We start from the raw sequence: 25,075 nt of genomic DNA, 5'->3' as shown, positions 1-25,075 counted from the left end.
AGAAGAACCATGGACTATGATCGCAAGGACGCCAAGAAATGGGCCACCGAGACAGTCCGGGGGTTTTACCAGTGTCCGATCACCCCGATGACCGCGGACCACAAGTTCGACATCGACGGGATCCGCTACAACATCGACAAATATGTCGAAATGGGCCTTGATGGCCTGGTTGTCGGCGGCTTCATTGCCGAATGCTGGAACGTCACTCCGTCCGAATGGATGCGCTATCACGAGATCGTCGCCGAGGCCAACGCCGGGCGGCTCGATCTTTGGACGATCATCCTCGACCCGTCGGTCCACCTCGCGCTCGAAAAGATGCAGTTCGTCGAGGAGCTGGGTTTCAACGGCGCCGAGGTCATCAATCCCGTCGTCCAGCTTCGCACCGACGACGAGATTTTCGCCTGGTTCAAGTATCTGACCGATCGCAGCAACATGGCGGTCTGCCTCTACCGCACGCCGGTTTCGGGCACGGTGCTGAGCTGGAACCTGATGCGCCGCCTGGCCGATCTCGAGACCGTGATCGGGGTCAAGCAGGGTGCGCTCAATCGCGCCGAGACGATCAAGATCCGCAGCCTGATGCCCGAAGGCTTCAACACCATGGAGCCGTTTGAGTATTTCTTCCTCGAAGACCTCCGGCTGGGCGGGACGGTGTGCTGGGGCGAACTGTCGTTCATGCTCTATGGCAAGAAGCGCCACCTCGCGCGCGACTACATCAACCTCGCCCACCAGGGCAAATGGGAAGAGGCCCGCACCAAGTGGGAAGGCCTGCACGACGTCCGCGAATATTACCATGACCAGTTTGTCTGGGATATCGCGCGCACCGCGACCTATGCTTCGGCGCTGGCGAACATCAAGGCGTGGTATGAGGCGATCGGCCTCAAGGCCGGCCCGATCCTGCCGCCGGTCGCGGACGTGACCCCGCAGAAGAAGGAAGAGATCAGGGCCAAGCTCATCGAGCTCGGCATCGCCTGATCGGACGCGGGACATCGGCAATGACCAGGCAACTGCACTTCTGCATCCACGGCGCAGGCGGACTTGGTTCCGTTATCGGCGGCTTCCTGGCCCGCGGCGGACACAAGGTAACGCTGATTGCGCGCAAACCCCATGTCGAGGCCATCCGCCAGGGTGGTCTGCAAATCGAAGGGGTGCGGGCGCAGTTCGTGCAGCGCGCCAACCTGTTCGCGGTCGAGACCCCGGCCGAGGTCGAGGGCGCGATCGACTATTACATCCTGCTGACCAAGGCGAAGGGCACCGATCAGGCGCTGGCCGATGCGGCGGTGCTGGTTGACCGGACAGCCTGCGCCCTCACCTTGCAGAACGGGGTTGGCAAGGAAGGCCGGCTGCAGGCCGCGTTCGGCAAGGACGAGGTGATTGGCGGGTCGATCATGGACGGCGCAACCCTGCTCGAACCCGGCCGGGCGCTCAACCACATGGCCGTCCCGGTAACCGCCTATTTCGGCGAACTAGGAGGCGGAGAAAGCGATCGCACCCGGACCATGGCCGAGGCGCTGGACTCAGCCGGGATGGGGTCCCGCTCGACTGCCGACATCACCCATGTCCATTGGGAAAAACTGGTCCAGGTCGGAAGTGCTTCATCGTGGAGCGCCAGCACCCTGGGCGGCATCAAAGAGCTCGATTTCATCGACGGTGTGGCGGTACGCGAAGGCGCGGCCCAGTATATCCTGATCGTCAAGGACCTGCTGGCGATCTACAAGGCGCTGGGGTACGAACCGCAAAATTTCTTCGCGCCCGTCTCACGGCTCGTCGAGATCAACGGAGAAAGCTTCGCGCTCGCCGGGGTGATGGCCATGGTCGGCCGGTTCAAGCCGGAGAATCGCCCGGTCCGGACCTCGATGCACGATGACCTGGTGGCAGGACGGCGCATGGAGGTTGACGAAATACTGGGACCGCTCGCCGAGGCCGCCGAACGCCTCGGCGTCGATGCACCGACATTCCTGGGGGCTTACCGGATCCTCAAGACCCTGAACACCTACCTTTGACCTTTCGGCACGGGAAACCCTTTTGAACCGCTATACCATAGCCAATATTCCCGGCGACGGCACCGGCCGCGAGGTTCTGCCCGCCGGGGTGCAGGTCTTGTCGGCGGTAGCGCAGCGATGTGGCTTTGCGCTCGAGTTTCGCGACTTCGACTGGAGCTGCGAAACCTATCTCGCCACCGGGAAAATGATGCCCGATGACGGGCTCACCCGGCTTGCCGATCATGACGCAATCTTCCTTGGCGCGGTCGGTTACCCGGGGGTGCCCGATCACGTCTCGCTGTGGGGCCTGCTGCTGCCGATCCGGCGCGAATTCGATCAATATGTCAATCTCCGGCCGGTGCGGTTGCTGCCCGGCATTCGCTCGCCGCTGCGCGAAAAGAGCACCGGCGATATCGACTTCTGGGTGGTGCGGGAAAATTCGGAAGGCGAATATTCCCAGATCGGCGGCCGCACCGGCACCGGCGAGGATGAAATCGTCATCCAGCAGGCAGTATTCACCCGCCGCGGCACCGACCGGATCCTGCGTTACGCCTTCGATTTCGCGCGCAAGCTTGGCCGGCCGCATGTCACCTCGGCCACCAAGTCGAACGGGCTCTACCATTCGATGCCGTTCTGGGACGAGCGTTTCGCGGCGATCGGCGCGGAATATCCCGGGATCGCCACCGACCAGTACCATATCGACATTCTGGCCGCCCGCTTCGTGATGTCACCCGAACGGTTCGACGTGGTGGTCGGATCCAATCTGTTCGGCGACATCCTGTCCGATCTCGGTCCCGGCGTAACCGGGACGATAGCGGTCGCGCCGTCGGCCAATCTCAATCCGTCGCGGCGCTATCCGTCGATGTTCGAACCGGTGCACGGATCGGCTCCGGACATTGCCGGCCAGGGCATTGCCAATCCGATCGGACAGATCTGGTCGGGGGCGATGATGCTCGACCATCTGGGAGAAGCGGAAGCCGCAGCGATGGTGCTGGCCGCGATCGAAGCGGTCCTGCGCGATCCGCAAGCAGTCCTGACCCCCGATCTGGGCGGCAACGGCAGTACAGCGGTCCTGACCCGCCAAATATTGGAAAAGCTGCAGGGAAGGTGATCCCCGGCAGTCTTCGCGAGCCTGAAGGAACGAAACGCATGAGCCTGCAACGTCAGCTTCACCTCGGCGCGTTCATGCGGCCGGTCAGCATCCATACCGGCGCCTGGCGCTACCCCGGGGCAATCCCGGATGCGAATTTCAACTTCGCCGCGATCCGGCAATTCGCGCGCAAGCTGGAAGCAGGCAAGTTCGACGCCTTTTTCATGGCTGATCATCTCGGGGTCCTGAACATGCCGGTCGAGGCGCTGCGGCGCAGCCACACCGTCACCTCGTTCGAACCCTTCACCCTGCTGTCGGCGCTGGCTGGCGCCACCGAACGGATCGGGCTGGTCGCCACTGCCTCCACCACCTTCGACGAACCCTTTCACGTCGCGCGCCGCTTTGCCTCGCTCGATCACCTCAGCGGCGGGCGGGCCGGCTGGAACGTCGTCACCACGTCCAACCCCGAGAGCGCCAAGAATTTCGGGTTCGAGGTGCAGCCCGATCATTCCGGCCGCTACGGGCGCGCCCGCGAATTCTACGACGTCGTGACTGGCCTGTGGGACAGCTTCGCGGAAGACGCCTTCGTCTGCGATGCGGAAAGCGGCATCTATTTCAATCCCGCGCGGATGCACGTCCTCGATCACAGAGGGCTGCATTTCTCGGTCCTCGGGCCGCTCAACATCGCCCGCCCCCCGCAGGGCTGGCCGGTCATCTTCCAGGCGGGGGCCTCGGACCCTGGACGCCAGCTTGCCGCCGAAACCGCCGAAGTCGTCTTTGCCGCTGGATCGAATCTTGCCGCCGCCAAGAGCTTTTATTCTGATGTGAAAGGGCGGATGATCCCGATCGGACGCAATCCCGATCATCTCAAGATCCTGCCCGCCGCGCTCGTCGTTGTCGGTGACACGGTCGAGCAGGCCAAGGCCAAGCGCGCTCACCTGGACAGCCTGGTTCACTATGAAAGCGGGATTCACTCGCTGTGCGGCATGCTCGATCATGATGTTTCGGGGTTCGACCCCGATGGCCCCCTCCCCGAAATACCCGATACCAACGCCAGCAAGACCTCTCGTGAAATGCTGGTCACGCAAGCCCGACAGTACAACCTCACCATCCGCCAGCTCGCCGCGAAAGCCGGCAGCTATGCCGGGCTCGCCTTCGTCGGCACTCCGGCTTCGATCGCCGACGAGATGGAGCAATGGCTGGAGGAGCGCGGTTCGGACGGGTTCGTCGTGATGTTCCCCTATCTGCCGGAGGGGCTCGACGATTTCGTCGATCGGGTCGTGCCCGAATTGCAGCGCCGGGGCATTTTCCGCAAGGACTACCAAGGCACGACCCTGCGCGATCATTTCGGGTTGCCGCGCCCCGGCAATCGATTCTTTTGACGCGGCGAACCGAAAGCCGCAGACCAGACCGCTAACGACACGGAGGGAACAACCATGGCCGCCTATTTCATCGCTTCCGTCACCTCGCACGACGATGGCTGGGTTGCGGACTACCAAGCCAATGTTCCGCCGATGGTTGCGCGGTTCGGCGGCGAACTGATCTGCCGCTCCAACCAGTTCGAACGCTTCGAAGGCGAAGGCGCGGCGCCGCACTATACGGTGATCATCCGCTTCCCTGCGATGGCGGATGTCCAAGCGTTCATGGCCTGCCCCGACTATGCGCCGTTCAAGGTTGCACGGATCGCCGGCGCAACGTCCGACATTTTCGCGGTCGCCGACTGACCGGCGCAGCCTTTGGAGATCGAACCATGCAAAGCCTGCGCATCTTCTTCATCGCCAGCGGAATCTGGTACCTGTGCAATCTGGTCCTGCTCTGGCCGCCGGTCTATGCAGGGGCCCTGTCCCTGATCTATCCGGGAATCGATCTGGGCCAGGGCCAGCCGGTGTTCGATCTGCTGCTCGATGCCTGGCTGATCGTCGGGATACAGCTGGCCGCGATCGGTATCGTCGCCCTGTGGGGCGCGCGGCAGCCGTGGAAATACATCGCGCTGGTCCCGGTGATCGTGCTAACCGAAGCGGTCGGCGCGGCATGGGACATCTACAGCCTGTTGTGCAGCGGCGAGGCGGAATGGGTCGTCTTCACAACGCTGGCGGCTCATGCTGTGATCGTACTCGGAGCCTGGTACACCTGGACTGCGGCGCACCGGGAAAAGGCGCAACAAGGCGCAGTGACCTCATAGATTGAAAAACGGCCAAGGCGAAGAACGGACGCGGAACGTTATGGAGTTCGCGCGGCGTCTTTGACGGCGAAGTTGTTGACGATGCGACTGATGGTGGCGCGATGGACGCGGAAGAGGCGGGCGATATCGGCTGTCGATCTGCCAGCGGTGAGCATGGTGATGACCTCGGTCTGTTGGTGGGGCGAGAGCTTGGGTTGTCGGCCGCCACTGCGCCCCTGGGCACGCGCCGAGCGCAGGCCAGCCTGCGTTCGTTCGCGCACCATGGCGCGCTCGAACTCGGCGAACGAGCCCAGCATTTGCATCATCATGCGACCGGATGCCGTTGTGCTGTCGATATTTTCGGTCAGCGAGCGGAATCCGGCGCCGGCCTTTTCGACGCGGTCGAGGATAAGCAGCAGATCTTTCAGCGACCGCGACAGCCGGTCAAGTTTCCAGGCTGCGAGAACATCACCGGGCTCGAGACGGTCGAGCAGTCGGTGGAGTTCCGGTCGATCCCAGCGGCCGCCCGAGGCATGTTCTTCGTAGAACCGGGTGCAGCCCGCGGCTTCGAGTGCTTCGATCTGCGGGGCGGTATCCTGGTCTTCGGCCTTGGACACGCGAGCATAGCCGAGCAGCTTGGGTGATGCTGCATTTATCTGTTGCTTTTGCATGTCGTTTGGCAACAGCTTTGTGCGACGAATAGCGCGTTGTTTTTGCTGGACCGGTCTGGATGCTGCGCAAACGACCGTTTGCGCGCGTTCGTTCCTCATGACTGGCATCCGCGATGTCGCGGCTTCAGCCCCGTGCTTCTTTCGGCCAGCCAGTCGATGGCGCCCGGGATGGCACGCCAGGCGGCGCCGTTTTCCTCGACATAAGCGGTCGCCTCATCCTCTCCGCCCATACTGATGTAGCCGTCGCGAGAAGGAACGAGGCGTTTGAGGCCGGCCAACATGGCAGGCACATGCGAGTTGCTCTCCCAGGCTTCCCGGACAATCGCCGGACCGCGCGGGTCCTGTTCGCGATAGGCTATCAGCGCCAGCGTGTAGGCCCAGGCGGCACTTCCATCTCCTTCATACTGGCGCAGTAGCACCTTCAGCCCAGCGAGATCGTCGCGCTGGAGCAAGGCGCTTGCCAGCAGGTAGCGGATGCCCTGATTGTCATTGGGATTGAGGATCAGCATCGCGCGATAATGGTCGATCGCCGCCTGCTGCTCGCCCGTGCGCCATAATGTCATCGCCAGTCCTGCTCGCGCCCGCATATAGGGTCTGGTCTGCAGGAACCCCCAGAAGTGGCCAGACAGTTCCTCGAATTCATTGCCGAGCGCGCGCTCGCCTGCCTCCACGCCTTGACGGTAAAGGGCTAGTGCGTCCGGTTGGGATCGCGCGTCTTCCTCCGCAAGCAGGACATAGGCGTCCGCGCATAGCGGAGAGATGTCGAGTGCGGCCCTGGCGAGAGCGACACGCGCGGCACCGCTCGCTTCCCACGCATCGTACATCATTTCCTGCGCATCATCGACGGCGCCGTTCGTATCGGCCTCCACGCGGCCGAACAGCCCGGCCATGAAACCTTCCATGGCACGGCGGTCGGGGAACACTTCGGAAGCTCGCTTGGCCGGGGTCGATATGGGCCTGTTCCGTGTCTTCCTGGTCTTTGGACGCCGGGGAGGTGGAGATGCTTTTTTTCATCGCAGAGGCCTTTGCGAATTATGCTGTCAGCGGCAGATCGAAGTCGATGCGCCGATCCAGATTGGCCTCGAAACGGCCATAAGGATTGATATGGGCGTGGATGGCCGGCGTCAGACCGCGATGGTCTTCGGCGGTCATCCGCTTCATCCAGGCGGGCTCGGTCAGAACCCGCTGCAGCATCCGCGTGTTCACGTAGACCAGGCAGTTCTGTAACAGATGGAGCGCCAGCACCGCCAGTTCCTGATCCTCCAGGCGATTGGCGGCAATCTCACCGCCCTTGCCGAAGAAGATGAAGCTGTGCGCGCCGTTCCAGTTTTCGACGACGTTGAGCCCGGCATGGATGTCGCGGCGCAGATCCTCCGAACCGATATAGCCGCACAGGAAGATCGTCTTGATGACCTTGCCGAGTTCGGCAAGCGCCGCATAGGTCGGGTGCTGGACAGCCGCGCTGGCAAAGCGGCGCAGAATCGCCTCGGGGTCGGCGGTGCGGTGTTTGAGCGCCGCGGTATATTTGATCATCTCGTCATACAGCCGCTCGATCAGTGGCCAGTTGATCTCACGCGCCAGGATCGGCGTGAGATTGCCGAGCGTTTCGCGCATCGCGGTTTCCGGCACATAAAGCTTCTGGCGGGCGATCGCCTTCAGGCGCGGCGCCAGCTCGAACCCGAGCAGGTGGCAAAAGGCGAACCCCACCTCGCTCTGGCCATGACTGTCGACATAATGACGCTGGATCTCCTGGTCGGTGCAATGGCGCAGCACGCCTTCGATCATCGCGCTGACCTCGGAGGAAGAACAGCGTTTGAGCTGCGAGTAGATGCAGGTCGCCTGGCGCTCCATGTGCCAGTAGATCATGACGCCACGGCCGCGGTAGCGGACATGCCATTCCGCCATCAGATTCTGATCCCACGCACCGACCTTCGTGGAATCCGACGCGCATGCGGTCCCCGCCTCACCCCAGATGCGCTGGTCGCGCGTCGCGAGGATCGCGTTGGTTACCAACGCGGTTGCGCTGCGCAGCGCCTCCTTGTGGATGAAGCGACGCCGGACGTGCAATAGTTCGGCATAGCTCGCGGCCTCCGTTCCTGTGCTGACCCGCTTCAGGCCGGCATTGGTGCCGAGACCGTAGAGGCACAGGACAAGACGCCGGCGGAGTGTATCGGCATCGATAACGACCCGGTCGCCCGACGCCGTGAACTCATCGAGGAATCCGGTTTGCCGGGCGGTCTCCATCAGCACGTCGATCAGGTCCGTCATCGGCCAGCGCCGTTCGAGTTCTGTCTTGATAGCCTCCAGATTGAGCGCTGCCGGCAGCGGCTCGAACGGTGTGATCGAAATCCGGTTCTTGCCCTGCTGTCGAAGTCGCACCTTGGCATTGCGCGGCATCTTCCGGTTCAGCGCGCCGAGCGCTTCGGTCATCTGTGCACGAAGTCCGGCGACAAACGCCCCTGCGGGACTGTCAGGAATTTCGTGTGCGGCGAGGCATAATGGGCAACAAGGAGACCCAATATGTCACGACGGAAAGAACCCTCGATACCCAACGACATTCTCGATCAACTGCTGGCCGGCACTGACGCAGCAGCAGCGCTCAGCCAGGGCGGCCTGCTCGATACATTGAAGAAGGCATTTGCCGAACGGGCGCTCAATGCGGAGATGGATCACCATCTTGGCCAGGAGGAGCAAGGGACCTACAGCCGGAACGGCTATGGCCGCAAGACGGTGACGACCGACGGGGGACGGATCGAGATCGAGGTGCCGCGTGATCGGGCGGGCAGTTTCGATCCGCAGCTGATCGCAAAATATCAGCGCCGTTTCCCCGGTTTTGATGACAAGATCATCTCGATGTACGCGCGCGGCATGAGTACCCGTGAGATCACCGGGCATCTGCGCGAACTGTACGGCATCGAGGCCTCACCCGACCTGATCAGCACGATCACGGACGCTGTGCTGGAGGAGGTCACGGCCTGGCAACAACGCCCGCTGGACTCAGCCTATCCGCTGGTTTTCTTCGATGCAATCCGGGTCAAGATCCGCGACGAAGGCATGGTCCGCAACAAGGCGATCCATATTGCCCTGGGCGTCATGGCCGACGGCACCAAGGTGGTCCTTGGTTTGTGGCTGGAACAGAATGAAGGGGCCAAATTCTGGCTGCGCGTCATGAACGAACTGCGCAACCGCGGCGTCGAGGATATCACTGGCCGTCGTCGATGGCCTGAAGGGCTTCCCAGACGCCATCACCGCCGTCTTCCCCGAAGCGATGGTCCAAACCTGTATTGTCCATCTGCTGCGCAACTCGATGGATTTCGTGGCGTGGAAAGATCGCAAGGCGCTCGGAACGGCCTTGAAGGCCATCTATCGGGCCGTTGATGCTGCGACCGCCGAAGAAGCCCTGACAGCGTTCGAAGCCAGCTTCTGGGGACAGCGTTATCCCGCCATCGGCCAGAGCTGGCGCCGGGCATGGCCCGAGGTCATCCCATTTTTCGCCTTTCCCGACGAGGTCAGACGGATCGTCTATACGACAAATTCGATAGAGGCCCTCAATTCCAAGCTCCGCCGCGCTGTTCGTGCCCGGGGGCATTTCCCCAATGATGAGGCCGCCACCAAGCTCCTCTATCTGATCTTGAACCGATCGGAAAAAGAGTGGAAAATGCCGCCGCGTGAGTGGAACATGGCGAAGGCGCAATTTGCCGTGCTCTTCGGCGAACGTTTCATCAGGGCCATGACGGCCTGATGGTCAACCGCCTCGCCGCACACGAAATTCCTGACAGTCCCGTGCAAGGGCCTGCTGCGCACCGAGCACCTCGTTGCGGCCGGGCGCCAGGCGCTGACCAATCACCAATCGGGCTTCGGCCGCCCATATGTTGACCAGATGGAGGGGCACAGCCTTGCGACCGCGCTCATAAACGCCGCGCAAAGCCTTGCCGTCAATCGCCACCACGCCCTTCAACACTCCGGCAAAAGCCGCAGAAAACCGGGTAAAGGCCGCCTCGAACGGCTCCGGTGCCAGCAGACCATCAGCCGCGCATCGTCGAGCTGGTGATCGCCGCTCGCGACGCACGCAACGCGCCCTCCTGACGGGACGCGCTTGCGCGCGACAATGCCGTGCGGAGATCCGCACCGCGTATCGTTCACCGCTCGCGCTGCGCGCGATCGGCGCCAGGGGAACACCAAGGGCGCCGCCCTTTCGTTCCCGAACGACAATCGACCGCCCGTGTAATCCGCCAAGCGCGGCGCCCGTCGCGTCGCGCCGGCCGCGCTAGAGCGGATCGCCCGCGCCAGCGGTAGATTCTCGCTCCCCCTCCCCATCCCGTCCTCGCCGGACAGGCAGGGCCGTGAGGCCGAGCGGCCTTGCGGCCTGCCAGAAGGAGGATCAGCGATGTATAGCCCCGAACAACTCGACACCATCCGCCGCCTGAATGACGCAGCGCGTCAGAGCCCCGGCGTCACGTCGTGCGCCAACGTCACGCAGGGCTTTCTTGCCCTCCCCGATGCGGATTGCTTCAAGGCCGTATCGGCGATCGTCGGTTTTACCAAGTTTGACGGCGACAACGACCCCTATGGTGAGCATGATTTCGGCGCGGTCTATCGCCTAGCGAGCGGTGAATGGTCGCAAGAGCGGCCGAGCGATGGCACGGCCATTTCCGAGACGGTTTTCTGGAAGGTGGATTACTACGACAACACGCTGACCTATGGTAGCGAAGCACCGTGGGATGCGCAGCAGACCACGCGCGTTCTGACGGTCATGCTGGCGAGCGAGTATTAACGGCCCCGATCCGGCGATCCGCGCTCAACCAAGCGCGGATCACGGCGCGCATCCGCCTCGCTCACACATGATTTGTTGAGGAGTCGCCTTGGAAGGCGTAGGGTTAAGAGCAGAAAGGATGACGCGATGGCCCAGATCGATCTTGAGACGTTGCGCGAGCGCATCCGCCAGATGGATTTCCAGCGCGGCACCCCCGAGCAGATCGCCCTTTGGCGGGAGGACGTAGCGGAAGCGCGTGCCAATCTCGCCATGGAGGACATGACGCCGACCATCGACGAAGACGCGATGTTCGCGATGATGCTCGACGAGGGCGTTCCGCCTGCCGTCATGCCGTCGATTATCCTCAGTCTCTATCAGCCCGGAACACGCCAGATCGCCGCCTGACCTTGGCGAGCGATCCCTACACGTATCCCGGCACCGAGACGCTTCGGAATCGGCTCGGAATCACCGACGACAAGACGCTTACAGAGGCCGAACGGAGACTGACCCAGGCACGGGGCGCGGAGGCCGCGCGCCTGACCTTTCCAGCCACCGCCGATGGCTATCGGGCGCTCCATAAGCACCTGTTCCAAGACCTCTACGATTGGGCGGGCCAGGACCGCACCGTCAGCATCGCCAAAGGCGGATCGAGCTTTGCCGCCGTCCCCTATCTCGCGCGCGAACTGGACAAGCGGTTCGCGGAGGTAGGAGCGCAGGGCGGCTTCCGGGGGATTCCTCGCGACGAGTTTTTCGATCGGCTCGGCAACCATATCAACGAGATCAACGCTATTCATCCCTTCCGCGAAGGGAACGGGCGCACCATGCGCCACCATGCCGCCCAGCTCGCCCGCGAAGCCGGCCACCCGATCCGCATCGCCGCGATCGACAAGGACCGTTGGATGGAAGCGTCCCGCCACGGCTTTCTGACCGGCGATCATCGCGGCATGGCCGCGGTTCTCTCCGCAGCGGCGATCAAGCGCGACCTCGCGCCCGAGGCGCGCATCGGCCCCGCAGGGATCGCCATGCTCCCCAAGCGTGCCCCGCCCGAGGGGCAACGCTACCGGGTGACGCTGACCAAGGCGCGCGAGGAGCTGGAACGCTATCTGCCGGCCGCCCGCCAACAGGCTGCCGACCGGCTACGCGGGCTGATCAAGGAGGGTGCCCCCTCCCCCGCCATCGCTAACGCGCGCACCGAACTCGCCTATGTCCGTCACGCCAAGGGGCCGATCTACCAATCGCACCTTCTCACCTATCTCGGCGTCCGTCAGGTCGATGCAGTCATTTCGCCCCAGCAGACACCGTTGGAGCGGGTGCGCGAGATCGGTGCGGCGCTCGGCGTCCAGATCAACAACCAGCAGCCGGCGCAGATCCAGCGCGCCGTCCGGTCGCTGGAGCAGCCGATCCTTCCTCCCGGCCACTCGCCAGGGCAGGAGCGCCTTGCCGAGCTGTTCCTGAAGAACACGGCGGAGAAGAACCAAGCCGATCCTCGCCTCGCGCCCGCCCAGGCGATCGTCGACGCGGCGAGGAAAACCGCGCGCGATCGGGGCGAGAGCGCGCGCATGGTCGGAGCGATTGGGGGGGCGACGCGCCAGCTCGTCGCGGATCGGATCAAAGCGGGCGGATCGCTAGACGGCGAAATCGGGCCCGCGACCCCGGCGCCGCGCGATAAGGACCGGAGCCGCTGACGGCGTTGTAAGGACGGGTGAGTGGTTGACGCATGATTGCCTGCTGCGGCCGATAACGGAAGCCATCCGATGGCCCGAAGGTTCTGCCTGTATGGCCTAAACCGCGTCATATCGCTAAGAGGCTGTTTGGAAAATCGTTGACGGGGGTTGTCGTGAGGCTCTGCGTCTGATTCAGGCTCTGGATGTGGACCCATCAGAGCCGAGGGCGCATGGCCCAGATTGCCAAGAAGACGAAGCGCTATCCCAGTGATCTGACCGATGAGGAATGGGATCGCCTGGCGCCGCTGATGCCCAGACCGGGGCGGCGGGGCCGTCCACGCGAGGTGGATTTTCGCGAGGTAATCAACGCCGTGCGCTACCTTGTTCGATCGGGCTGTGGCTGGCGGATGCTGCCGATCCATTTCGGGGCATGGCAGACGGTTTATGGCTGGTTCCGGGAACTGGCTCGCAGGTTCCTGTTCCAGACAATCCACGACATCGAACTGATGCTAGATCGCGAGCGCCAAGGGCGGGAGGCCAGTCCGAGCGCAGCAGTGATCGACAGCCAGTCGATCAAGGCGCCATCGGCAGAAAAGCGTGGGTTCGACGCAGGCAAGAGGGTTGTCGGGCGCAAGCGACATATCGCCGTCGATACCGATGGACGGCTGCTGATGGTCAACCTGACCACTGCGGACATTTCGGACAGCGCGGGCGCCCAGACCATCCTCGATGGCATCCGCAAACGCTGGCCCTGGATCAAACATCTCTTCGCCGATGGCGCCTATGACCGCCTCAAACTCATGGACAAAGCAAGCTATCTGGATTTCGTCGTCGAGGTCATTCGACGCAGCGATCAGCAGCAGGGCTTCAAGGTTCTGCCCCGGCGTTGGGTCGTTGAGCGGACCTTTGGCTGGATGATCCGATGGCGCCGATTGGTCCGCGATTACGAGAAGCGCATTGACGTCTCGAAGGCCATGATCCTCGTCGCCATGGGCGGCAATCTCCTACGCCGAAACGCTCACCCCTGATTTTCCAAACAGATGGGGTGATTGGGGCTCCACGACGAGTCGGTGGAGTGGCTGCTCCTCGCAAATGGTAGAACGTGGTCCGTGTGATCGGCCACAACCATGAGGAGAAGCAACCATGAGCTATTATGCCGGGCTGGATGTGTCTTTGGAAGAGACAGCGATCTGTATTGTCGATGGTACGGGCACGATCGTCCGCGAACTACGCGCGGCCAGCGATCCGGAAAGCCTGATTTCGGCGTTCAACCTGGTAGATTTGCCGATGGAGCGGATAGGCCTCGAGGCCTGTTCGCAGTCGGCCTGGCTGCACCAGGGACTGACGCGGGCTGGTTTTCCGGCATTGTGCATCGAAACCCGCCAGGCGAAAGCCGCGATGGGAGCGATGCCGAACAAAACCGACCGCAATGATGCCCGGGGCCTGGCACAAATCATCCGTACCGGGTGGTATCGCCAGGTTCACGTCAAGAGCGTTCCATCGAGAATGGCGCGTTCATTGCTGGTGGCTCGCCGGACGGTGCTCTGCAAGTTGCGCGATATGGAGAACGCAGTGCGGGCAGTCTTGCGGGAAAGCGGGCTCAAGTTGGGATCACCGGGGCGCAAGCTGTTCTCGGCCAGGGTACGCGAGTTGGCTGATGCGGATCCGACGTTGACCGATATAACCGAGCCACTGCTGGCGATCATCGCGACCATGTACCGCGAACTCGAGCGGCTGACACGGCGCGCGTTGGAATCGGTTCGCGTCGAACCAATCTGCCGACAACTGATGACGGTACCCGGCGTTGGGCCGCTGACGGCACTGGCGTTCCGTGCAACCGTGGATCAACCCGAGCGCTTCCGGCGGTCACGCGACGTTGGCGCCCATCTCGGCCTAACTCCGAGGCGCTATCAGTCAGGCGAAACCGATGTGCAAGGACGCATCAGCCGATGCGGCGACGAGCTGGCCCGAACCCTGCTCTACGAGGCGGCACACACGCTGTTGACCCGCTGCAAGAAATGGTCGGCCCTCAAGGCGTGGGGCATGAACGTCGCAAAGCGGCGCGGTATGGCGAAAGCCCGCGTCGCGGTCGCCCGCAAGCTTGCCGTCATCATGCACCGTATGTGGACCGACCACAGCGAGTTCCGCTGGCGCAAACCGCTCACCGGACTGGCAGCATGAGGAGGCCTGAACCGAATCCCGCCTGACAAGGCGGGCCGTGTCGTTCCCATGGGGACGAAGGGCAAGACGATCTCGCTTAGAGTCCGGAACCTCAGCTTAGCTGAAGGTCGCGAAACAGATTGAGACGTCTCGCTCTCCATGACCCCATTATGCGGCGGCCTTGCGCCGACCGCGGAGAGAAGCGAGTGATCCATGGGAATGATCATAAAGTCGAGAAAGCAGCTTGACCCACTAGGCCCCAATCAGAGAAGACTCTGAGCCGATCCACAAAAGGAACCAACCGGTTTCCTTTTCGTTTGCGGACTTGAATTCAAATTATCAAGATAAGCCACCAGAAAGGAAAATGATGAAGATCGTGATCTCCGCCGCGCTGCTTTCTTTGGTGTCGGTTCCGGCTTTCGCCCAAGCAGTTGCCCCATCCACGTCAGGAACGATGACCAGCGCGGATGTCGGGGTAGAGCCGATTGCCAGCCAAAGCGGCCCAAACTACGTTCTCGCCGCGTCGGACGCGAACGTCTATCAGATAAAGGCTGCCCAGCTTGCCGCAACGCGCGCGCAGCGGGACGACGTCAAATCCTACGCCAAGCGCGTCCTAGCCGAGGCACAAAGCAGCCAGAAAGCACTGATGGCAGCGCTCAAAAACGATCAGCGCACGATCAAGGCACCATCGTCAGCGTTGTCGGCCGACCGCGCTGCTCTTGTCAAGTTGCTGCAAAAGGCACCGAAGAGCGCTTTCGATAACCTTTATCTCACCCAGTCGGCGAAGGTGCAACAAGCGGCGTGGGCAATCCACAAGGGATACGCCCAAGACGGCACCGACCCAGCGCTGCAGCAGATCGCCGGCACGGCTGTTCCCGTGCTGGAAAACGAACTCACCACCGGCAAGTCACTCACACCCTCCGGGCTTGCGGGAAGGTGAACCTAGCTGGGCCGGGCCGCATAGCTCCCGGCGGCCTGGCCCAGCGTTTTGAACACCTTTTTATGATGGCATAATTCGATGAGGATACAACCAGTAAAATCTATCGTTTTCTAGTAAGTGCCAATATGACCACAGCAATTCCCCATGAAGCTAGCGATATGTATATTTGTTGACTAAAGAGAACCGCTCCGCCTACGATCAGACCGGCAGCGAGTATATCTCTTTGGGGCGACGGCCTCTCCTTGTTCGGTGATGGTAATGACACGTGAACCGGGATTGTACCTGACTTTGCTACTTTCTCCACCAGTCCAATCAGGTCGGGAGAGGCTGCGGCCAAGCGGCCGATCCCTGTTGCCAGGCGGCGCCCACCTTTTCTCAGTTCGGCAGGACTAATTCGCTCGCGCGCAAGCTCGCGGGCGATCGGCATCGCCCTAGCCGCGATATCGAACTCTGGGTCTAGAGTCCGTACCAATCCCTCGGCGGTCAGTAATGTGCGCAGGAGCAAAGCAAGGTCGGGCGGCAATGCCAGACGGTATTGGCGCAGTAACGTGAACACGCGCGAGAATATCTCGGACAGATCAACCTGTTTCAAGACAGCGCCACGAAATTGACCGATCAAAGACTCAAGATCCCTTTGCAACCCATCCACCTCAACGGTCCGGTCGCCTGACCAGTTTATCAGCACATCCGCGACCGCGCGCGGATTTTCTCCCGCGATGGCTAGGACCAGGGTGACCAGCTCCGAGCGACGGTTTGGAGTCAGCGTTCCGGTGGCGCCGAAGTCGATGAAGGCGATCTTTCGGCTTGGAAGAACGAATACGTTCCCGGGATGAGGATCTGCGTGAAATCGGCCGTGAAAGATGATCATGCGCAATATGGCGTCCGCGTAGGTGCCTGCAATTGCGGCCGCGTCTGTTACCTCGTTTACTGCAATAAGGACGCCGCGCACCGAGACTCCTTCAAGCCGCTCCTGGACGTTGACGCGGCGGCCGACATAATCCCAAAAGAACTTCGGTGTCCTCACGCCTAGCGTGTCAAGAAATGACCCAATCCCCTCACATGCTGCCGCTTCGGCGCTCAGATCCATTTCTTGAGACAGGCTCTCGGCGAAGAAGCGCAGCAGTTCGTCAATCTTAAGCCGCCGCAGTTCCGGCGAGCGCCGTTCGGCCAGACGCGCAAGTCGTCGTAGCAATCTCAGGTCGGCGTCGACGCGGGTCGCTATTCCCGGGCGGCGCACCTTGACGACAACTTCGGTCCCATCGAAAAGGGCTGCACCGTGCACCTGGGCAATCGACGCCGCGGCGATTGGTTTCGGATCGAAACGCGCGAAAACATCAGCAACGGGCGCCCCGAGAGACGAGACGAGTTCGGGTTCGATCTCGTGGAATGGTACCGCAGGAACTTGATCCTGTAATGTCGATAGCGCACTCACCCAGTCCGGCCCCAGAAGATCGCCACGTGTGGCGAGAAGCTGGCCCAGCTTTATTGCGACCGGACCTAGATCGCGAAGAAGTGCGACTACTCTTGTGGGTGCGTCGGGCTCGACCGGCCATGTCGGCGGACCGCTCGCCAAGCCGACGCGTGAGGCGAGGCCACCGAGTCCGTGACGTGCGAAGATTCGCGCGAGCTCTCCAAATCTTTCCCGCTCACTCAACGGAATGTCATCTGCGACCTCGGTCATTGCATACTCTCGGTTCCGAGTGCGGGAGGTAGACAGCCAATAATAAAAAGCTCGATGCCCCGTCTCACTCGGGCGCGGGCATTTTCGTCATAGGCTGGAGGGGCGAGGCCGAGCGCCGCGCGGCGCATCGGTGCGACGACCACGAGGGTCACGAACTGTTCAGCGGCGAAAACGGGATCCGGTAGATCGAGTTCACCCTTGGCGGCAGCAGCCCCGAGAATGCTCGCCACCCACTGAGCGGCGCGCTGAAAGCCGAACTCGTGAATGTTGGCGGCAAGCGCAGGAAAGCGCACGGCCTGCGCGATCACGACACGCTCCATTGAAGCGATGCGTGGCGTAAGCAGCCACTCGAGAAGCACATCGGCGATCGACTGCAGCCTGTCCACGACAGCAAGATCCGCATCGACGGCCGGCTCCAGTGCCCGAAGTTGCGTGTCAATCTCGTCGAGGATCACAGCTTCGAACATACGCGCTTTGCTGCCGAACCTGGCGTAAAGGGTCCGCTTCGAGATCTTTGCACGCTCGGCGATCATGTCAGCGCTCGCGCCGTCAAAGCCATGTTCGAAGAACATTTCACGAGCGCTTTGCAGGATATGGGAGGTCAGTCGGATCGCTGCCTCTGTCGTTGGCCTGCCAGTCCTACCGCCCCGCTTGCCGCTTCCTCGCCCCTTCATTTCAATCTCGCCTCCGCGATGCCTGATAGTCGCTGAAGCTGAAATCTGCGACCGGTTGCCAAGATGCACCACCATGTCCTGCTCATGCGCTCACGGCCACCGCCTTGTTCAATTTTGGGAGGGACCTGAATACAATCGGGGGCGGTCCCGAGGATGAGCGTCCCTCGTACCACGAAACGCTGGCGCTAGCGCGATGGTGGTGGCGACTGTTGTGCTGAATTATAATCGGGCAACTTTGGCGCCCCGAACAGCTGGAGTCCTTCGCGATCAACGCGTTCGACCTGGTCGCCGAGGCGCTGTGTAGTGGATCGCGCCGAGCGAACGGACTCTGTAACCACACGACTTCGGCCTTCGAGGGCGCGAACGGCCGGGCGCAGAGACTCCACGTCGCCACGAAACTCTTCCGCCGCGCGCCGAGCGCTGCGCAGCTTGTCATCGATTCCAAGGCTGGCATCGCGACGCGCTTCCAGCTTGGCGCGGATGCGGGCGGCGCGCTCGCCGACACCCGCGATCGAGTTGCCTACCCCGAGCATTCCGTCTCCCGCGCCGGCTATCCCGTCAGCCAGTCGAGCCGCCTTGGTAGGCCAAACCGCCGTCTTGGCGCTCAGTTCGGCCAGTCGCTCGCGGGTCCGCTGCTGCCCCTTCTCATCAAGATCGGCCGAAATGTTATGGACCGAGCGGCTGATCTTTTCGATCAGCGCGACCGGGTCACCGCCTGAACCAAGAAGCCCGCCCTTCTTTTCAGGAATGACCGGAAGGGGCTCACTATTGGTTGCCGCGATTGGCGACGCCCCCCTCTGTCCGCCGTCCAGGATGATGGTTGCGTCCCCGCCAATGAAGGACCTTGAAATCTGCGCCTTGACGCCTTCTACGATCGGTATCTCAGGGTTGAGACGGACGGTAACAAGCACGGTCGAAGGGTCTTGGCCGTCGAATCGTACGGCTGTTACCAGGCCCGCGGAAACGCCAGCATAGGTGACGGGCGACCCGTTTTTGACGCCTGTCACGCTGTTCTTGAAGCGGATCAGATACTCTCGACCATCAGGATTCCTGGCCGCGAGAAGCCAGAACGCAAACGCGAACAGAGCGACGGCAATGGCACCGATCACCGAGAACACCAGCAGGCGGTTCGAGCGAGTCTCCATAGCCTTGACCAACCACTAAGTGCGGCACATGGATATGTAAACCTAACGGTTCCGTTTTCTTTTTTACGCTCTTGACTGGACGGGGACTGGTTGGAACGCTCATTTGTGAATGCTGGAGGTGAGATCACCGTGCCGGAGGACGCCAATGCCACGGGCATCATCATTCCGTGGAGCGCAGAGCTGGGTTTCCGTCTCCTTTCGGTGGGCGATGGCCTGTGTTCTCTGCGACTGCCTTGGCGTCCCGATCTGAGCGGGTCCAACGGCGGGATTGCGAGCGGAGCGATCGCCAGCCTTATAGATCACGCATGCGGCGCCGCCGTGATGTCCCGGCTGGAGCGGGTGTCGATATCCACTCTCAACCTCAAGATCGATCATATTCGTCTACCAACGGCCCGCTCGCCAGTGACGGCGTGGGCACACTGTTATCGAGTGTCCGAGATCATGACATTCGTGCGTGCGGAGGTTTGGGACACCGATCCGGCCGAGGTGTTCGCCGCGGCTCAGGGCGTTTTCTCGATCAATCGAGGGGTTGCGGCGTGAGCGCCGATATGCGGACAGCCGTGATTGTGGCCACGTCGGGCTTCAGCTCGAAACTCGGCAAAATGATCGACGTAACCGAAGAGGGCACGCTCTGGACGCTGTCGCCTACGTCCGACCTCATCGGCAACCCGGTGGTGCGGGCACTTCACGGCGGCGCAGTCACAGCGTTTCTTGAGCTCGCCTGCGGCGTCGTTCTGGCGCGCCAGTTGGACCATGACAGTATTCCGCGCCTCATCAGCATGAATGTGCAGTTCCTGGCGTCGATGCGGCTGGCACCGGTGATCGCGCGTCCACAGGTGCGGCGGATCGGCAGGCGAGTGGCGGTGGCGCAGATCGAGGCATGGCAGGATAGCCCTGACACGGTCGTATGTGCGGCACAGTGCGAGTTTCTCTGTGAATTCGCCTGAAGCGGGCTCGTCTCGATGCCCGCGTGTACGGTCTAGAAGGTGTACGTCAGCCCGGCTGCGGCCGAGAACTGATCGGCGTCGCCGACGTCCATGACGATCGGGCTGCGCTTATACCTACCGAGCATCCGGCCGTAGAGTATGCCGGCTCCTATGCCGAGCCCACGACGGAGATCCCCGCTCAGGCTCTGAACCGCGAACGCCGTCAGATTGTAGCGCTTCCACCCTGAGTCGTTGATCGAATACGCCCGCAGCCCGCTCGCGAGCGCGCCCGCGGGCGTCACGCCGAAATAGGTGCGCCCATAGCCTTTTCCGACATAGTCAGCCGACGCTCCGATCGAGACGAGCGTTCGGGGCGAGAGCGGCGTCGTATAGTTGACCTGGGGGGTGATGACGTAGCTGTCGTGGACGTCGGAGACGTCGTGAACGTAAGCGACCCGCACCGTCAGCGTATCGTAATCGCTCGTAACGACTCCGGTACGGCTCACACCGATGTAGCCACCGGCTTCCCATGCAGTGTCGATCTTCCCGAGCGCACGGACCTGCAGGTTATCGACTTTGTTGGTGCGGTCGAGCCGCGCCGCGCCGATCAGACCGAGCTCGAAATTCGTCCGCGGTCCATCCCCGCTAGGCACGAGGTTGACGTAGAGCTGGGTCCCGCGTGTGAATACGTCGTGCCCGGCGATCTTGCCGACGATCACGGCTCCGGGAGTTACGCTGTTCTGGTCGGAACCCTCGTAGTCCGGCAAGGTTGCGGCACCGACACCGATCGTGATGCGGGAGCGATCGTCTTCGACACGCTCGTCGGCCTGTGCATGGGCATTCGATGCCGAGAGAGCGCACCCGCCTAGCGCGGCCAGGCCGATCAGCCGAATTACCGTGCCTTTTTCGCCAACCACTCGCCTACTTTCCAAACCAAGTTCGTGGTTGGAAATCAGCCCGACTACATCCTATGATACGGAACGGTTTACATATCGCAAGGGCGAAGAGTGGCAGATCGCAGGGATTTGGAAGCAGACGCACCTGAGCATGACGATGAAGGAGCCGGGCGCGGCGATCGGCCAAAGAGCGATGACGGAGATCCGGCGAGCAAACCCGGTCTTCTCAAGCGATATCCGGTCATCCGTTACGTCCTGATCGTAGCGCTCGTGGCCGGCATTGTCGCAGGCGCCGCTTGGTATCTGAATTATCGTGAACGCGGGCAGTATCATCAATCGACGAACAATGCCTATGTGCGGGCCGATTTCGTGACGGTTTCTCCCAAGCTGGGCGGGTATGTCGAGCGGGTTTTCGTGCGTGACAATCAGCCCGTGAGACGCGGGCAACTCCTGGCCGTACTGGATCCGCGGGACTATCGTGCAAGTGTTGCACAGGCGCAGGCGCAGGTCGCTTCGGCCGTCGCCGGCATTCGGACGGCACGCAGCACGCTCGACGAGCAGCGCGCGGCCATCGCGCAGTCGGCGGCGCAAGTTTCCGCCGCCGAAGTCGCCGCCGAGGCCGCAGCCGCGGAGGTCCGGCGCTACGAGCCGCTCGCTCGGTCCGGGGCGGAATCGGGCGAGCGGCTGGCGGCCCTGGTGCTCGAGCGCGATCGCGCGGTCGCCAACCTGCGCGCCCAACGGGCCACCTATCTGGCGGCAAGGCGCGGGCTGGACACGCAGAATGCCCGCATCGGTCAGGCTCTGGCTCAAAGGGAAACCGCGCAAGCGCAACTCGACCGCGCTTCAACCGACCTTGGCGCTGTCGAGCTTCGCAGCAGCATTGACGGCGTGGTTGCCGACAAGGCGGTGCGGGTGGGTCAGTTTGTCCAGCCCGCGACCCGGCTCATGTCGATTGTGCCGGCGGACCAGCTCTATATCGAGGCGAACTTCAAGGAGACCCAGGTCGCCCTCATGCGCGTCGGCCAGCCGGCGACCATCAAGGTCGATGCGCTGGACGGAGCCGAGCTGCGCGGCCGGATCGAGAGCTTCGCGCCCGGCACCGGCGCGCAATTCTCGGTGCTGCCTCCCGAGAACGCGACCGGCAACTTCACGAAAATCGTCCAGCGTGTGCCGGTGAGAATCAGCATCGAGGCAGGACCCGAGGCGCGCAAGGTGCTGCGGCCTGGTCTCTCGGTAGAGGTCGCGATCGACACCATCGGTGCGAAGGGCAGCCGCAAGCGGATTGAGGAGGAGAGCGAGCGGCTGCGGCGCGGCGAGGCGCAGGCCCAGCGGTGATGACCCGTCAACGCGCGAGCGCACGGGACTGGCTTGCGGTCGCCGCGGGCACGATCGGGTCCTTCATGGCGCTGCTCGACATCTCGATCGTCAACGCGGCGCTCCCGACGATCCAGGGTGAGATCGGCGCCAGCGGGACGGAGGGGACCTGGGTGGCGACGTCATACCTGGTCGCCGAGATCGTCATGATTCCGCTCAGCCCCTTTCTGGTGCGCCTGTTGGGGCTCCGAAATTTCCTGCTCGCCGCCGCCGTTTCGTTCACCGGCTTCTCGGTGATCTGCGGCCTCTCGACGACCCTGCCCATGATGATCGCCGGTCGCGTCGGTCAGGGTTTCACCGGCGGCGCGCTCATACCTACGGCCATGACGATCATCGCCACGCGGCTGCCGCCCTCACAGCAGCCGATCGGGACCGCGGCCTTCGGCGGGACAGCCATCCTCGGACCCGTGCTCGGCCCGATCATCGGCGGCTGGCTGACCGACAATTACAGCTGGCACTATGCGTTCTTCCTGAACGTTCCCGTGTGCGCCGGCCTGGCTGTGCTGCTGCTCGTCGGCCTCGATCATGAGCGCCTGCGCCTCGATCAACTGCGGAACGCCGATTGGCTGGGCATTGCGGGGCTTGCGATCGGGCTCGGCTCGCTCACCGTCATGCTGGAGGAGGGGCAGCGGGAGATGTGGTTCGAATCGGCGATGATCATCAAGCTCGCCATCGCCACGGTTTTCGGGTTCACCCTCATTGTCATCGGCCAAGTGAGAGCGTCGCAGCCGGTCCTGAAGCTGTCGCTGATCTTCAGTCGTGCCTTTGGCAGCGTGTTCGTGCTGAGCCTTGTAATCGGCGTCGTTCTCTACGGAGTGACCTTCCTTATCCCGCAGTTCCTGGCGGTGATGGCCGACTACAGCGCTCTGCAGTCCGGGCAGGTCGTGTTCGTGTCCGGTGTCCCCGCGCTGCTGATGATGCCGTTTCTCCCGCTCGCCTTCAAATATCTCGATGTCCGCGTGGCCGTCATCATCGGCATGGTCGCCATCGGAATCAGTTGCGCGATGGATTGGAGCATGACGGCGGACACCGCCGGCGGCGACCTCGTCGGATCGCAGCTGGTCAGGGGGTTCGGCCAGATCTTCGCGATGATGTTCCTCAACCAAGCGGCGATCAGCGCCGTCGCGCCCGAGGACGCGGGCGATGCGTCCGCCCTCTTCAATGCGGGCCGCAACCTGGGCGGGTCCATCGGTCTCGCGATGATGGCAACCCTTCAGGATCGCCAAACCTTCCTGCATTTCAATCGGCTCGCCGAATCAGCGTCCGCGAACGCGGCGGCGACGCAGGAATGGTTCGGTCGCGCGATGGCGGGGGCGGCCGGCGAAGCCGGGGCGTATCGTCAGCTGGCGGGCCAGATGCTCCAGCAGGCGACCGTGATGGCCTATAACGACCTCTATGTCGTCCTCGCGATTGCGATCGCCATCACGACGCCGCTGGCGCTGTTCCTCCGCCCCATCCCCTCCGGCACCCAGATGGCCATGCATTGATGATCCGCTTCCTGATCCCTGTCCCGTTCCTGCTTGCCGGCTGCACGGTCGGACCCGACTATGCGGGACCACGTCCCGTCGCGAGTGCCGAAAGAGCGGGTGCGGCGTTCCGCCGCGCCGACCCTGCCCAGACTGTTGCCGAGCCCCCGCTGGCGCGGTGGTGGGAGGCGATGGCTGACCCGCGCCTCAATGCGCTCGTCGAGCGTGGGCTCGCCGCCAGTCCCGATGTTGCGATCGCAGAGGCGAGAGTGCGCAAGGCCCGCGCCGCCGCGCGTGAGCAACGGGCCAACCGGTTGCCCACGGTATCCGCCACTGGGACCGCCATCATTGCGGATCTCCCCGCCGGATCTCTCGCCCTCTCCTCACAGGGAGAGCAGGACGACCGGATCAAGGCCGAGTTCTATAACGCGGGCCTCGACGCCTCCTGGGAGATCGACCTGTTCGGCGGGCGCCGCCGCGCCGCGGAAGCCGCCTCCGCGCAGGCCGACGCGGCGCGTGCCAACATGGCGGACGCGCAGGTCCGCCTCTCCGCCGAGATCGCCGACAATTACGTGACGTTGCGGGAACTCCAGCAGCGGCTGGTGCTGGCGCGCCGATCCTCCGCGCTGCTGGCGCAGTCGCTTGCTCTTCTTGAGCAGCGCGAGCGGCGCGGTGCGTCGTCGAGCGACGACGTCGTCCGCCTGCGCACCGAACTCAACCGGACGCAAGGCGGCCTGTTACCGCTGGAAGGCCAGATCGCGGTGACGCTCGACCAGCTTGCGCTGCTCACGGGCGACGAGCCCGGTGCACATGATGCCACCCTCTCCTCCCCCGGGGCCATCCCCTCCGTCCCCGCGAGCGTCGCGATCGGCGATCCTGAGGCGATGCTGCGGCGCCGGCCCGACGTCCGGGCCGCCGAACGGCGACTGGCCGCTGGCACCGCGCAGATCGGCGTCGACGTGGCGCGCCAGTTCCCCTCGGTCAGCATCATGGGAATCATCGGACTTGGCGGCCCGAATATCGGCGACGTCCTGGATACCGACAATGTGTCGAGCCTGTTGTTGCCGCGGATCAACTGGAGCTTTCTCGACTTCGGCCGCAATCGCGCCCGGGTGGAGCAGTCCCGCGCCGGACGGGACGAGGCGGAGGCCCAGTATCGCAAGTCCGTTCTTGCCGCCCTGTCCGATGCCGAGACGAGCCTGTCGCGCTTCGGCACTCTGCGCGCGACCCTCCTGTCGAGCTACCGGAGCGCCGAGGGCGCCCGGCAGTCTTCTCGCTTCGCAGCCCAGCGGTTCGAGCGCGGAGCCGCACCGCTGACGTCGTCCATAGACGCAGAACGCGCGGCGCTGACGGCGGACATCTCCGCGGTGGAAGCGCAGGGACAGTTCGTTCGGGCGTTTGTGGGCCTTCATAAGGCGCTCGGGCTCGGCTGGGAGGGGCCCGAAGACCGCTAGCCCATGCCAGCCGTCAGTGTCCGCAGAAGGAGACGACTAGC

The 25,075-nt window shown here is 63.0% G+C and carries 24 protein-coding genes and 2 pseudogenes; 18 read left to right on the top strand and 8 right to left on the bottom strand.

All coding sequences use genetic code 11. From position 1 onward, the window contains the following. The first annotated feature begins 9 nt into the window (after positions 1-9). From A0U87_RS03945 to A0U87_RS03920, 6 genes are read left to right on the top strand one after another with little or no spacing between them, the layout of a single operon-like run. Positions 10-972 (top strand): dihydrodipicolinate synthase family protein, encoded by a 963-nt coding sequence (locus A0U87_RS03945; protein ID WP_037508588.1) that lies wholly within the window; start codon positions 10-12, stop codon positions 970-972. A gap of 20 nt (positions 973-992) precedes the next feature. Next, the gene (locus tag A0U87_RS03940; RefSeq protein WP_037508591.1) at positions 993-2,000 is read left to right on the top strand and encodes a ketopantoate reductase family protein; all 1,008 of its coding nucleotides are present in this window, start codon (positions 993-995) and stop codon (positions 1,998-2,000) included. Between the two features lie 22 nt (positions 2,001-2,022). Beyond that, entirely contained in the window at positions 2,023-3,090 is a 1,068-nt protein-coding gene (locus A0U87_RS03935; RefSeq protein WP_037508594.1) for a tartrate dehydrogenase, read from the top strand. A 38-nt stretch (positions 3,091-3,128) separates the two neighbouring features. After that, a complete protein-coding gene (locus A0U87_RS03930; protein WP_170978351.1) occupies positions 3,129-4,451 on the top strand; it encodes an LLM class flavin-dependent oxidoreductase in 1,323 nt (440 codons plus the stop codon). A 54-nt stretch (positions 4,452-4,505) separates the two neighbouring features. Next, positions 4,506-4,793 carry a DUF1330 domain-containing protein gene (locus A0U87_RS03925; RefSeq protein ID WP_013834075.1) on the top strand — a complete coding sequence of 96 codons (288 nt, stop codon included), beginning with the start codon at positions 4,506-4,508 and terminating at the stop codon, positions 4,791-4,793. 26 nt (positions 4,794-4,819) lie between these two features. Further along, a complete protein-coding gene (locus tag A0U87_RS03920; RefSeq protein WP_025551201.1) occupies positions 4,820-5,251 on the top strand; it encodes a BphX family protein in 432 nt (143 codons plus the stop codon). Between the two features lie 38 nt (positions 5,252-5,289). On the opposite strand, the gene A0U87_RS03915 is transcribed toward A0U87_RS03920, so the two are convergent. The 3 genes from A0U87_RS03915 to A0U87_RS03905 all read right to left on the bottom strand — a co-directional run bounded on the left by A0U87_RS03915 (position 5,290) and on the right by A0U87_RS03905 (position 8,379). Next, positions 5,290-5,901: a recombinase family protein gene (locus A0U87_RS03915; protein ID WP_037508597.1), complete on the bottom strand. Its 612-nt coding sequence runs from the start codon at positions 5,899-5,901 to the stop codon at positions 5,290-5,292. Between the two features lie 95 nt (positions 5,902-5,996). Beyond that, a complete protein-coding gene (locus A0U87_RS03910) occupies positions 5,997-6,791 on the bottom strand; it encodes a hypothetical protein (protein ID WP_080727004.1) in 795 nt (264 codons plus the stop codon). A gap of 142 nt (positions 6,792-6,933) precedes the next feature. Beyond that, complete coding sequence (locus A0U87_RS03905) at positions 6,934-8,379, bottom strand: Tn3 family transposase (RefSeq protein ID WP_276609685.1); 1,446 nt, start codon at positions 8,377-8,379, stop codon at positions 6,934-6,936. A 42-nt stretch (positions 8,380-8,421) separates the two neighbouring features. Between A0U87_RS03905 and A0U87_RS03900 the strand changes: the two are divergent. After that, a pseudogene (locus A0U87_RS03900) lies at positions 8,422-9,643 on the top strand (IS256 family transposase). 42 nt (positions 9,644-9,685) lie between these two features. Here A0U87_RS03900 and A0U87_RS03895 read toward each other — a convergent pair. Further along, positions 9,686-9,919: pseudogene (locus A0U87_RS03895) on the bottom strand (ISAs1 family transposase); the annotation flags it as partial. Positions 9,920-10,288: 369 nt separating this feature from the next. Between A0U87_RS03895 and A0U87_RS03890 the strand changes: the two are divergent. From A0U87_RS03890 to A0U87_RS03865, 6 genes are all read left to right on the top strand, one after another. Next, positions 10,289-10,675, top strand: a complete 387-nt coding sequence (locus A0U87_RS03890) for a DUF3768 domain-containing protein (RefSeq protein WP_037508600.1) — start codon at positions 10,289-10,291, stop codon at positions 10,673-10,675. A 126-nt stretch (positions 10,676-10,801) separates the two neighbouring features. Then, positions 10,802-11,059 carry a hypothetical protein gene (locus A0U87_RS03885; protein WP_037508602.1) on the top strand — a complete coding sequence of 86 codons (258 nt, stop codon included), beginning with the start codon at positions 10,802-10,804 and terminating at the stop codon, positions 11,057-11,059. A 2-nt stretch (positions 11,060-11,061) separates the two neighbouring features. Then, on the top strand, positions 11,062-12,339 hold the full coding sequence (locus A0U87_RS03880) for a Fic family protein (protein ID WP_037508604.1): 1,278 nt from the start codon (positions 11,062-11,064) through the stop codon (positions 12,337-12,339). A gap of 182 nt (positions 12,340-12,521) precedes the next feature. Next, positions 12,522-13,346, top strand: a complete 825-nt coding sequence (locus A0U87_RS03875) for an IS5 family transposase (RefSeq protein WP_080726996.1) — start codon at positions 12,522-12,524, stop codon at positions 13,344-13,346. Positions 13,347-13,461: 115 nt separating this feature from the next. Beyond that, complete coding sequence (locus A0U87_RS03870) at positions 13,462-14,499, top strand: IS110 family transposase (protein ID WP_037508608.1); 1,038 nt, start codon at positions 13,462-13,464, stop codon at positions 14,497-14,499. A 343-nt stretch (positions 14,500-14,842) separates the two neighbouring features. Beyond that, positions 14,843-15,418, top strand: coding sequence for a DUF4142 domain-containing protein (locus tag A0U87_RS03865; RefSeq protein WP_230588529.1), 576 nt, complete (start codon positions 14,843-14,845; stop codon positions 15,416-15,418). Positions 15,419-15,518: 100 nt separating this feature from the next. On the opposite strand, the gene A0U87_RS03860 is transcribed toward A0U87_RS03865, so the two are convergent. The 3 genes from A0U87_RS03860 to A0U87_RS03850 form a co-directional block, all read right to left on the bottom strand. Beyond that, positions 15,519-17,099, bottom strand: a complete 1,581-nt coding sequence (locus A0U87_RS03860; protein ID WP_080726997.1) for an AarF/UbiB family protein — start codon at positions 17,097-17,099, stop codon at positions 15,519-15,521. Further along, complete coding sequence (locus tag A0U87_RS03855; protein ID WP_230588530.1) at positions 17,096-17,848, bottom strand: TetR/AcrR family transcriptional regulator; 753 nt, start codon at positions 17,846-17,848, stop codon at positions 17,096-17,098. Before A0U87_RS03855 ends, A0U87_RS03860 begins: the two co-directional genes overlap by 4 nt. Positions 17,849-17,958: 110 nt before the next feature. Then, positions 17,959-18,918 carry an MlaD family protein gene (locus A0U87_RS03850; RefSeq protein ID WP_137405229.1) on the bottom strand — a complete coding sequence of 320 codons (960 nt, stop codon included), beginning with the start codon at positions 18,916-18,918 and terminating at the stop codon, positions 17,959-17,961. A 90-nt stretch (positions 18,919-19,008) separates the two neighbouring features. Between A0U87_RS03850 and A0U87_RS03845 the strand changes: the two genes are divergently transcribed. Continuing rightward, positions 19,009-19,458 (top strand): PaaI family thioesterase, encoded by a 450-nt coding sequence (locus A0U87_RS03845; RefSeq protein WP_133496535.1) that lies wholly within the window; start codon positions 19,009-19,011, stop codon positions 19,456-19,458. Beyond that, the gene (locus tag A0U87_RS03840) at positions 19,455-19,865 is read left to right on the top strand and encodes a PaaI family thioesterase (RefSeq protein ID WP_052076595.1); all 411 of its coding nucleotides are present in this window, start codon (positions 19,455-19,457) and stop codon (positions 19,863-19,865) included. Before A0U87_RS03845 ends, A0U87_RS03840 begins: the two co-directional genes overlap by 4 nt. A gap of 32 nt (positions 19,866-19,897) precedes the next feature. Here the strand turns inward: A0U87_RS03840 and A0U87_RS03835 are convergent, their stop codons facing one another. After that, positions 19,898-20,761: a MipA/OmpV family protein gene (locus tag A0U87_RS03835; RefSeq protein ID WP_052076596.1), complete on the bottom strand. Its 864-nt coding sequence runs from the start codon at positions 20,759-20,761 to the stop codon at positions 19,898-19,900. Between the two features lie 90 nt (positions 20,762-20,851). Between A0U87_RS03835 and A0U87_RS03830 the strand changes: the two genes are divergently transcribed. The 3 genes from A0U87_RS03830 to A0U87_RS03820 are packed head-to-tail and all read left to right on the top strand — an operon-like array spanning position 20,852 to position 25,034. Beyond that, positions 20,852-22,075, top strand: a complete 1,224-nt coding sequence (locus A0U87_RS03830; protein ID WP_037508611.1) for an HlyD family secretion protein — start codon at positions 20,852-20,854, stop codon at positions 22,073-22,075. Further along, positions 22,075-23,601: a DHA2 family efflux MFS transporter permease subunit gene (locus tag A0U87_RS03825; RefSeq protein WP_037508613.1), complete on the top strand. Its 1,527-nt coding sequence runs from the start codon at positions 22,075-22,077 to the stop codon at positions 23,599-23,601. Before A0U87_RS03830 ends, A0U87_RS03825 begins: the two co-directional genes overlap by 1 nt. Then, complete coding sequence (locus A0U87_RS03820) at positions 23,601-25,034, top strand: efflux transporter outer membrane subunit (RefSeq protein ID WP_037508616.1); 1,434 nt, start codon at positions 23,601-23,603, stop codon at positions 25,032-25,034. The genes A0U87_RS03825 and A0U87_RS03820 overlap by 1 nt, the downstream gene beginning before the upstream one ends. Positions 25,035-25,075 lie beyond the last annotated feature (41 nt).

Origin of the sequence: Sphingobium sp. MP9-4 (assembly GCF_005281675.1) — a bacterium.
Classification (GTDB): Bacteria; Pseudomonadota; Alphaproteobacteria; order Sphingomonadales; family Sphingomonadaceae; genus Sphingobium; species Sphingobium yanoikuyae.
The sequence above is the reverse complement of the archived record's forward strand: the minus strand, read 5'-3'. Positions and strand labels throughout refer to the sequence as shown.

Coding starts and splice junctions, on each gene's coding strand:
- A0U87_RS03890 (WP_037508600.1), top strand. CDS start 10,289: ATGTATAGCCCCGAACAACTCGACACCATCCGCCGCCTGAATGACGCA.
- A0U87_RS03910 (WP_080727004.1), bottom strand. CDS start 6,791: ATGGCCGGGCTGTTCGGCCGCGTGGAGGCCGATACGAACGGCGCCGTC.
- A0U87_RS03875 (WP_080726996.1), top strand. CDS start 12,522: ATGTGGACCCATCAGAGCCGAGGGCGCATGGCCCAGATTGCCAAGAAG.
- A0U87_RS03940 (WP_037508591.1), top strand. CDS start 993: ATGACCAGGCAACTGCACTTCTGCATCCACGGCGCAGGCGGACTTGGT.
- A0U87_RS03870 (WP_037508608.1), top strand. CDS start 13,462: ATGAGCTATTATGCCGGGCTGGATGTGTCTTTGGAAGAGACAGCGATC.
- A0U87_RS03885 (WP_037508602.1), top strand. CDS start 10,802: ATGGCCCAGATCGATCTTGAGACGTTGCGCGAGCGCATCCGCCAGATG.
- A0U87_RS03920 (WP_025551201.1), top strand. CDS start 4,820: ATGCAAAGCCTGCGCATCTTCTTCATCGCCAGCGGAATCTGGTACCTG.
- A0U87_RS03945 (WP_037508588.1), top strand. CDS start 10: ATGGACTATGATCGCAAGGACGCCAAGAAATGGGCCACCGAGACAGTC.
- A0U87_RS03930 (WP_170978351.1), top strand. CDS start 3,129: ATGAGCCTGCAACGTCAGCTTCACCTCGGCGCGTTCATGCGGCCGGTC.
- A0U87_RS03865 (WP_230588529.1), top strand. CDS start 14,843: ATGATGAAGATCGTGATCTCCGCCGCGCTGCTTTCTTTGGTGTCGGTT.
- A0U87_RS03860 (WP_080726997.1), bottom strand. CDS start 17,099: ATGACCGAGGTCGCAGATGACATTCCGTTGAGTGAGCGGGAAAGATTT.
- A0U87_RS03925 (WP_013834075.1), top strand. CDS start 4,506: ATGGCCGCCTATTTCATCGCTTCCGTCACCTCGCACGACGATGGCTGG.
- A0U87_RS03820 (WP_037508616.1), top strand. CDS start 23,601: ATGATCCGCTTCCTGATCCCTGTCCCGTTCCTGCTTGCCGGCTGCACG.
- A0U87_RS03915 (WP_037508597.1), bottom strand. CDS start 5,901: ATGCAAAAGCAACAGATAAATGCAGCATCACCCAAGCTGCTCGGCTAT.
- A0U87_RS03855 (WP_230588530.1), bottom strand. CDS start 17,848: ATGGTGGTGCATCTTGGCAACCGGTCGCAGATTTCAGCTTCAGCGACT.
- A0U87_RS03850 (WP_137405229.1), bottom strand. CDS start 18,918: ATGGAGACTCGCTCGAACCGCCTGCTGGTGTTCTCGGTGATCGGTGCC.
- A0U87_RS03825 (WP_037508613.1), top strand. CDS start 22,075: ATGACCCGTCAACGCGCGAGCGCACGGGACTGGCTTGCGGTCGCCGCG.